This window comes from uncultured Campylobacter sp. (assembly GCF_938045405.1).
Taxonomy (GTDB): domain Bacteria; phylum Campylobacterota; class Campylobacteria; order Campylobacterales; family Campylobacteraceae; genus Campylobacter_B.
This window is the reverse complement of sequence record NZ_CALIMW010000134.1, coordinates 1-6,851: the sequence shown is the minus strand read 5'-3', so window position 1 is coordinate 6,851 and position 6,851 is coordinate 1. Positions and strand designations below refer to the sequence as shown.

Genomic DNA, 6,851 nt, shown 5'->3' with positions numbered 1-6,851 from the left:
TCGCTCCACAGCGCGCGGCACCATCTAAGCCGCAGCTGCGGCGGCGCCGAAAAGCTCTTTTTAAACGGGTTTAGAAACGACGGCATTATGACCAGCAAATCGGGCTTTAGGCTTGATAAAATCGCCTTTACCGCGGCTTCGTGTCCTGCGTGCGGCGGATCGAAACTGCCGCCGAAAAGCGCGATCTTCACGCGCCCGCTCCGCGTCGTTTCGCGCCGCAAAATTTCTCGCACTTCGCCGCAAATTCTGCGCCGTAAAATCTTGCGCACCGCAATCTTGCTCTATGAAATTTTACGCTATAAAATTCCGCTTCGCCGAATTTTGTTGCAAAAAATCCCGCATTTTGCGGCGCGGTAAATTTAAAAGGCGCAGCGGCGCAAAGGCTAGGACTGCATTGCAGCCCTTTTACGGCGGCAAATTTTAAAAGCGCGCCATCGCGGAATTTTACCCCGCCGAATTTCGCTTCACTAAATTTCATTTTAAGCTCTAAATTTGGCGTCTGGAACTTCATCTCCTGAAATTTCACGCCGTGAAATTTAGCCGCATAAAATTTCGCAGTGTGAGCTAAAAAGCCCGTCTCGCGCAATTCTGCTTTGTAAAATTTAACGTCGCGTGCCATAAATTTTGATTTGCAGAATTCTGCGCCACGAAAGTTCGCCCCTAAAAATTCCGTTCCGCAGGTCGTAAATTTCGCGCCATCAAATTTCTCGTCGTGAAATTTAAAATACGAGTGCCGTGATTGCCGAATTTGCCGCGTATAACGAAGCGTTTCATTGCAAAATTTAAAATCGCGAAGCGCGGCATCGTATGCCCCAGGCTCTGCGCTGCAAAATTCCATTTCGTCAAATTTTGTTGCAAAAAATCCTGCGTTTTGCAGCGCGAAAAATTTGACGCCGCGCTTTCTAAATTTTGCAGCGCAAAATCCAGCGGCTGCGAAGCGGGCGTTAGAATTTGGGTTTTTCCAAAGCTTTCGCACGGGCCGCCTACATATATTTTTCTAAAACGCGCGGGATTTCGATGCTACCGTCCTTGCGCTGGTAGTTTTCCATCACCGCGATCAGCGTGCGGCCGACCGCGAGCGAGGAGCCGTTTAGCGTGTGAACGAGGCTGTTTTTCTTGCCGTCTTTGAAACGGATCTTGGCTCTGCGCGCCTGAAAATCGCGACAGTTGCTGATCGAGCTGATCTCTCTGTATTGGTTCTGCCCCGGCAGCCAAACCTCCAAATCCACAGTCTTTGCGGCGCTAAAGCCAAGATCGCCGCTGCAAAGTAGCATGTGTCTGTGCGGAAGGCCAAGGCTAGCTAGCAGATCGCTTGCGCATGAAATCATCTCCTCAAGCATCTTTGCGCTATCCTCTGGGCGCGTGATGGCGACGAGCTCGACCTTTTCAAACTGGTGCTGGCGGATCATGCCGCGCGTATCGCGCCCCGCCGAGCCCGCTTCCTTGCGAAAGCAGTGGCTGTAGCTGGTGAGCTTGATCGGCAGTTCCTCGCTGAGTAAAATTTCATCGTTAAAGAGATTCGTCGCCGTAACCTCGCTCGTAGGGATGAGGTAGAGGTTTTGCTCCTCGTCGTCAACGCGGTAGAGGTCGTCTTTAAATTTAGGCAGCTGACCCGTGCCGTAGAGGATCTGATCGCGCACCAAAAACGGCATATTTACGAGCTCGAAGCCGCGCGAGTTGTTAAATTCTATCATGTAGTTGATGAGAGCCATATTCAGTTTTGCGCCAAGACCTCGGATCGCGGTAAAGCGGCTGCCGCTGAGTTTGACGCCGCGCTCGAAATCAAGCCATCCCAGCGCCTCGCCGAGATCGAAGTGCTGCTTGGGCGCAAAGTCGAACGTGCGCGGCTGCAGCACTTTTTTGATACAGACGTTTTCGTTCTCGTCCGCGCCGATCGGCACGTCGTCGTCGATGATATTCGGCACGCACGCGGCGATCGCTTCTAGGCTCTGCTCGCGCTCATTTACGAGCTCGCTTAGGCTTTGGATCTTTTGCTTGTTTTCCTCAAGTTGCGATTTTAGCGCGCCTACGTCCCTGCCTTCGCGCGCGGCGAGACCTAACTCCTTGCTCTTTGCATTTTGCACGGCCTGAAGATTCTCTAGCTCCGTCTTTTTGGATTTTAGCTCGTTGTAGGCATCCAGTAGCGATTGCAGAGTTTGCGGCGGGACTTTTTTGGCGATGAGTTTTTTATTAAATTCATCGAAATTCGTCTCGATAAGTTTTAAATTTATCATTTTCTGCCTCTTTTTGGTAATTTAAATTGCGACATTTTAACTAAAGTTTGCTTTAAATACTCAAAATAAACCCACATTTAAGCAATACGGATGAAAAAAAGTGATACAATTCCGTAATATTTTATTATGAAAGGTATTACATGAAGGCAAAATTTGCTTTTTTAGGAATCATCGCGGCTAGCCTTGCGTTCGCACATTTCGGCGTTCTTACGACGGATAAAAATGTCGTAGAGGATCAAAAAGACGCTATCGTGAAGCTAAATTTGGAATTCTCTCATCCGTTTTTACAGGAATCTATGAATCTACAAAAGCCCGCAGAATTCGGCGTTTTTATTGATGGTGAGAAAAAATCGCTCCTAGGCAGCCTAAAAGAGCAAAAAAAAGGCGAGAATTCCTATTTTGCGGCGGAATTTAAAGCTGACAAACCATCGCTTTTGGCGTTTTATTTCGATCCGAAACCCTATGCCGAGCCGGCTGAGCGCAAGATGATCCGCCATATCACCAAAACCTACGTCGATGCTTACGGCGCGGGCGAAGGCTGGGATAAGCCGCTCGGGCTAGAGGCGGAGATCGTGCCGCTAGTGCGGCCTTATGCGCTGTATGCAGGCGAGATATTTAGCGGAGTTTTTTTACTGCACGGAAGGCCCGTCCCAGGCGCGGACGTGGAGATCGAGCTATATAACGATAAGGGCTACAAAGCCCCTAGCGAGGCGCATGTCACACAGGTCGTTAAAACCAACGGCGCGGGCGAGTTTAGCTTCGTGATGCCGGTTGCCGGTTGGTGGGGCTTTGCGGCTCTTAGCGAGGAGGAAGCCGCCAAAGGAAGCGAGCAGCCCGTAAATGAGCTGGGCGCCGTGCTTTGGATCAAGGCGGACGAGTTGAAAAAGTAGCGGAGCGGCTCGGTGAGATCTCTTTTTTTGGGCGAAATTTGCGTCGCTGCGGATAAATTTAAATTTACGCTTTGGCAGGGCTTTGAAATTTTATTTTCGCGCGTTTTGCTTGGCGATGTAAAATTTCCATCGAATTCTGCGGCTAAAATTTTAAATGGTAAAATTCCGCCGTTTCGCATCTGCGCGCAGTCTGCGTCTCGGGGTTTGGTTAAAACTTTACGGAGCAAAATTCCGCCGAGTAAAATTTTAAGTAACGAAGCTCTGCTGCGTGGAATTTTGCTCGGTAGAAATCCGCTCTTAGGAGCTTCGAGCCGTAAAATTTCATATCCGTGGATTTATGAGCGTAAAATACCCGCGCGCAAAATTTCGTTTTTTGAAATTTTGCAAACTCCGACTTTTGAAATTTCGCAAGCTCTGTTTTACTGCGCGAGCGTCGCACCAAGATCGCTCGGAGCCTCAAATTTTGCGTCGCGAAATCCATTTGCCGCTCCTGCAAATGTAGCAAACGAAAATTTTTGCGCCATGCGAGCTGTAAAATTTATCAAATTTACTGGTTCCGCAAGCAGCTCCGAGACCGCTCCGAGTTTTGCGCCAACAGCCGCCGCAAATAGGACGCAAGCCGCGAGTTTTACAGCCGCAAATTTTGCCGCGACTAAAGCCGTAAAAGCAAGGCCTGTAGCAATCAAGGCAATTATCGCAAAGGTCGCAAATGCCTTAAATTTAACTAGCTCCCGCGTTTTTGCGCGTCTAAAAAACTGGAGCGATTTAAAGGAGGCGAGCCGTGCACATTAGCGAAGGAGTTTTGAGCGCGCCCGTGCTGCTTGCCGGCTGGGCGGTTACGGCGCCTGCGGTAGCGGCGATTTTATGGCGCGTAAAGCAGGCTGAGATCCCGAGGATCGCATGTTTTAGCGCGCTGTTTTTCGTCGCCTCTTTCGTGCACCTGCCCGTGGGTGTCAGCTCCATGCACCTGATGCTAAGCGGGCTCGTGGGCGCGTTTTTGGGCCCACGCGCGATCTTGGCGATTTTTGTCGCGCTTTTTTTGCAAGGGGTGTTTTTCGGCTTCGGAGGGCTTAGCGTGCTAGGCGTAAATACCGCAGTCATCGGCTTTCCAGCGGTTTTGGGCGGGCTCTTTGCCGCCGCCGTAAAAGCGCAAGAGCTAAAAGTGCGCACGCAAAAAATTTATCTGTTTTTAGCGGGTTTCGTGCCGATCGTCTGCTCGATGCTGCTTCTTGATCTCGTGCTTTTCATCAGCGGGCGGGAGTTTTTTGCTATCGCGACGCTCATCTCGCTCGAAGGCGCAATTCTAGCTGTTTTGGAAGGGATCATCACCCTTTTTGCGCTTAGCTTTATTGCGAAATTTTACGGCGGACAAAGGCGATGAGAGCGCTATTTTTCTTAGCGGTTTTGAGCTCCTTCGCATTTTCGCATGCGCTTCATCTTTTCGCGACGCAAGAGGGCGATAGAGTGGCGATTTATAGCTATTTTTATAAAAATTCTCCCTGCATGGAGTGTGAAGTTTTAATCAGTGTGGACGGGCGCGAAATTTTGCGCACTAGGACCGATAAAGAGGGACTTGCGAGCATAAAGATCCCGGCTAAAAATTTTACTATTCAAATTTACGGAGGTGCAGGGCACGGTGCACAGATGGAATTTAGCGCCGAGGACTTTACACCGCAGGATTCCGGTGATCCCGAGAATTCCACGCCGCAAAATTCTGACGTTTCTGAAAATCCTATGCCGCAAAATTTGAACGCCGCTAAAAATTACGCGCCTAAAGGCAGTGTGTCTGAAGATAAAATTTCAAGCACTTCCGAGCCTTTGGAAAATTCCGCCTCGCAAAGCATCTTGCCGAAAGAAAGCCCTAAGAGTGATATTAGGAGCCTGGCGTTTCAAAGCCAGTCCGCCGAGGCGCCTAAAATCGCGCTTTGTTTGGCCTTGATTTTCGGCTTTTTTGGCTTAATGTGGCTAGCGAAAAGAGCGCGCAAATGAGCCCCGCCGTATCACTGCTCGCGTTTTTCATCTTCAGCTTCGGCGTCGGACTTAGCGGACAGCTTTACGCAGCGTTTTTTGCCCCGCCGCTACTTCTTTTTGCGCTTAAAATTTCGATTGCGCGCGCGGTCTGCGCAAGGCTTGCGGTATTAAATATCTTTGCTATTTTAAGCGCGTTAAGCCCCGCCATAGTCGGCAACTACGAGCTTGCGGGCGTGATATTTTTGCGCGCGAATTTGATAATGGCGTTTGCGATTTTACTATTTTACGGCAAGGACGAATATTTTTTCGCGCGCGGATTTTACGGGCTCGGGCTCGGGGAAAAGCTAAGCTCTTTGGTGTATTGCTGCGGGCGATTCGTAAATTTTTTACGCTCGGATTTAGCGAGGCTGCAAGCTCTTTTGCGCATGCGCGGATTTGTGGGGACGAGCGGAATTTTCACCTATAAAATTTATGCGAATTTAGTCGGGATTTTAGCGATTTCGGCACTTGAGCAAGCAAGAAATTTAAGCCTGGTGATGAGCGCGCGAGGGTTTTGCGGTAGGCTATTTTACGAACGTCGCGATGGTTTGGGCGTCTCGGAGGCCTCGTTTTTGGCGTTCGTGCTGGCATGCGTATCTGTTAAAATCGGAGCTATCTTATGAGCTGCTCGCTTAAGGCGCTGGATTTAAGCGCTAAAAACGGCGAGCGAGAAATTTTTCGCGGCGTAAATTTGAGCGTAGGGCATAAGGAAAAAGTGGCGATCTTGGGCGCGAACGGGCAGGGCAAGACGAGCTTGCTTCAAATTTTAGGTGGCCTAAGGCAATGGGGCGAGGGTGAGATCGAGCTTTTCGGCGAGAAGCTTGAGTGTGCGGAGGATTTTATAAAATTTCGCCACGAGATCGGGTTTTTATTTCAAAATAGCGACGATCAATTTTTGTGCGCGAGCGTGTTTGAGGACGTCGCATTTAGCCTGCGTGCGCAAAATGAGCGGTTAAAACGAGCACGAAATGTGGAGAAAAGACGTGGAATTTTTTCTGAATTTTTTGGTCGTAAGGCGGAAATTTTAAGGCAGGGCAGCGAAAACGACCATCTAAAAAAGCTTGAAATTTTAGGTGAAGAGCAGATCGAGCGCAAGGCGCTGGAGACGCTGCGACGCTTGGGAATCGAACATCTACGCGAGCGGGTGCCCTTTCATCTAAGCGGCGGCGAGAAAAAGCTAGTGGCGCTTGCGGGCGCGCTGGTATGCGAGCCTAGGATACTGCTACTGGACGAGCCTACGACGGCGCTTGATGAGGCGATGCAGGAGCGCGTGGCGGGGATTTTGGCGGAGCTTGACGTAAGCGAAATCATCGTCTCGCACGATAAAAGCTTCATCGATAAAATCGCAGATAAAATTTATTATTTAAAATCTGACGGGCTGTATGAAAGTCCATGATAAAATCATAGATAAATTTACCGTTTAAAATCAAGAGGCTTGTATAAGTCCATAATGGCGACCCTTGCGGGATTTGAACCACGCGTTTTCGCACTGAGAATGCAACGTCCTGAGCCACTAGACGAAAAGGTCAAGAAGCCGCATTATAGCGACAAAAACAAAATTTTAGATAAAATACTAAATGTGGTGTCTTAATATGACGATAAGTTTTTTTAGAATTTTAAAGAACGACACATTGTTTATCGGGCTACGTTATTTAGATTAAAATTTAAAGGTGCGATGGATGTAATTTTAATTTTAGTCAATCGCACTTATTTTTGA

Annotated in this window: 9 protein-coding genes and 1 tRNA gene; 6 read left to right on the top strand and 4 right to left on the bottom strand. The window is 49.0% G+C overall.

Annotated elements, in window-relative coordinates; all coding sequences use genetic code 11:
• The 3 genes from Q0140_RS05295 to serS all read right to left on the bottom strand — a co-directional run.
• Window positions 1-191, bottom strand: a 191-nt coding sequence (locus tag Q0140_RS05295) for an adenylyltransferase/cytidyltransferase family protein (protein WP_297962573.1), incomplete at its 3' end; no start/stop codon positions are given.
• Window positions 188-976 (bottom strand): hypothetical protein, encoded by a 789-nt coding sequence (locus Q0140_RS05290; RefSeq protein WP_297962571.1) that lies wholly within the window; start codon window positions 974-976, stop codon window positions 188-190. The genes Q0140_RS05295 and Q0140_RS05290, both read right to left, overlap by 4 nt.
• A 7-nt stretch (window positions 977-983) precedes the next feature.
• Complete coding sequence (serS, locus tag Q0140_RS05285; RefSeq protein ID WP_297962569.1) at window positions 984-2,234, bottom strand: serine--tRNA ligase; 1,251 nt, start codon at window positions 2,232-2,234, stop codon at window positions 984-986.
• 140 nt (window positions 2,235-2,374) lie between these two features.
• Here serS and Q0140_RS05280 point away from each other — a divergent pair, with 140 nt between their 5' ends.
• From Q0140_RS05280 to Q0140_RS05255, 6 genes are read left to right on the top strand one after another with little or no spacing between them, the layout of a single operon-like run.
• Window positions 2,375-3,124, top strand: a complete 750-nt coding sequence (locus Q0140_RS05280) for a DUF4198 domain-containing protein (RefSeq protein ID WP_297962567.1) — start codon at window positions 2,375-2,377, stop codon at window positions 3,122-3,124.
• Between the two features lie 12 nt (window positions 3,125-3,136).
• On the top strand, window positions 3,137-3,916 hold the full coding sequence (locus Q0140_RS05275; protein ID WP_297962565.1) for a hypothetical protein: 780 nt from the start codon (window positions 3,137-3,139) through the stop codon (window positions 3,914-3,916).
• On the top strand, window positions 3,906-4,505 hold the full coding sequence (gene cbiM / locus Q0140_RS05270; RefSeq protein WP_297962563.1) for a cobalt transporter CbiM: 600 nt from the start codon (window positions 3,906-3,908) through the stop codon (window positions 4,503-4,505). Before Q0140_RS05275 ends, cbiM begins: the two co-directional genes overlap by 11 nt.
• A complete protein-coding gene (locus tag Q0140_RS05265; RefSeq protein WP_297962561.1) occupies window positions 4,502-5,113 on the top strand; it encodes a hypothetical protein in 612 nt (203 codons plus the stop codon). Before cbiM ends, Q0140_RS05265 begins: the two co-directional genes overlap by 4 nt.
• On the top strand, window positions 5,110-5,757 hold the full coding sequence (locus Q0140_RS05260; RefSeq protein WP_297962559.1) for an energy-coupling factor transporter transmembrane component T: 648 nt from the start codon (window positions 5,110-5,112) through the stop codon (window positions 5,755-5,757). Before Q0140_RS05265 ends, Q0140_RS05260 begins: the two co-directional genes overlap by 4 nt.
• The gene (locus tag Q0140_RS05255; protein WP_297962557.1) at window positions 5,754-6,530 is read left to right on the top strand and encodes an ABC transporter ATP-binding protein; all 777 of its coding nucleotides are present in this window, start codon (window positions 5,754-5,756) and stop codon (window positions 6,528-6,530) included. The genes Q0140_RS05260 and Q0140_RS05255 overlap by 4 nt, the downstream gene beginning before the upstream one ends.
• A 55-nt stretch (window positions 6,531-6,585) precedes the next feature.
• Here Q0140_RS05255 and Q0140_RS05250 read toward each other — a convergent pair.
• Window positions 6,586-6,662 (bottom strand) — tRNA-Glu (locus Q0140_RS05250).
• Window positions 6,663-6,851 lie beyond the last annotated feature (189 nt).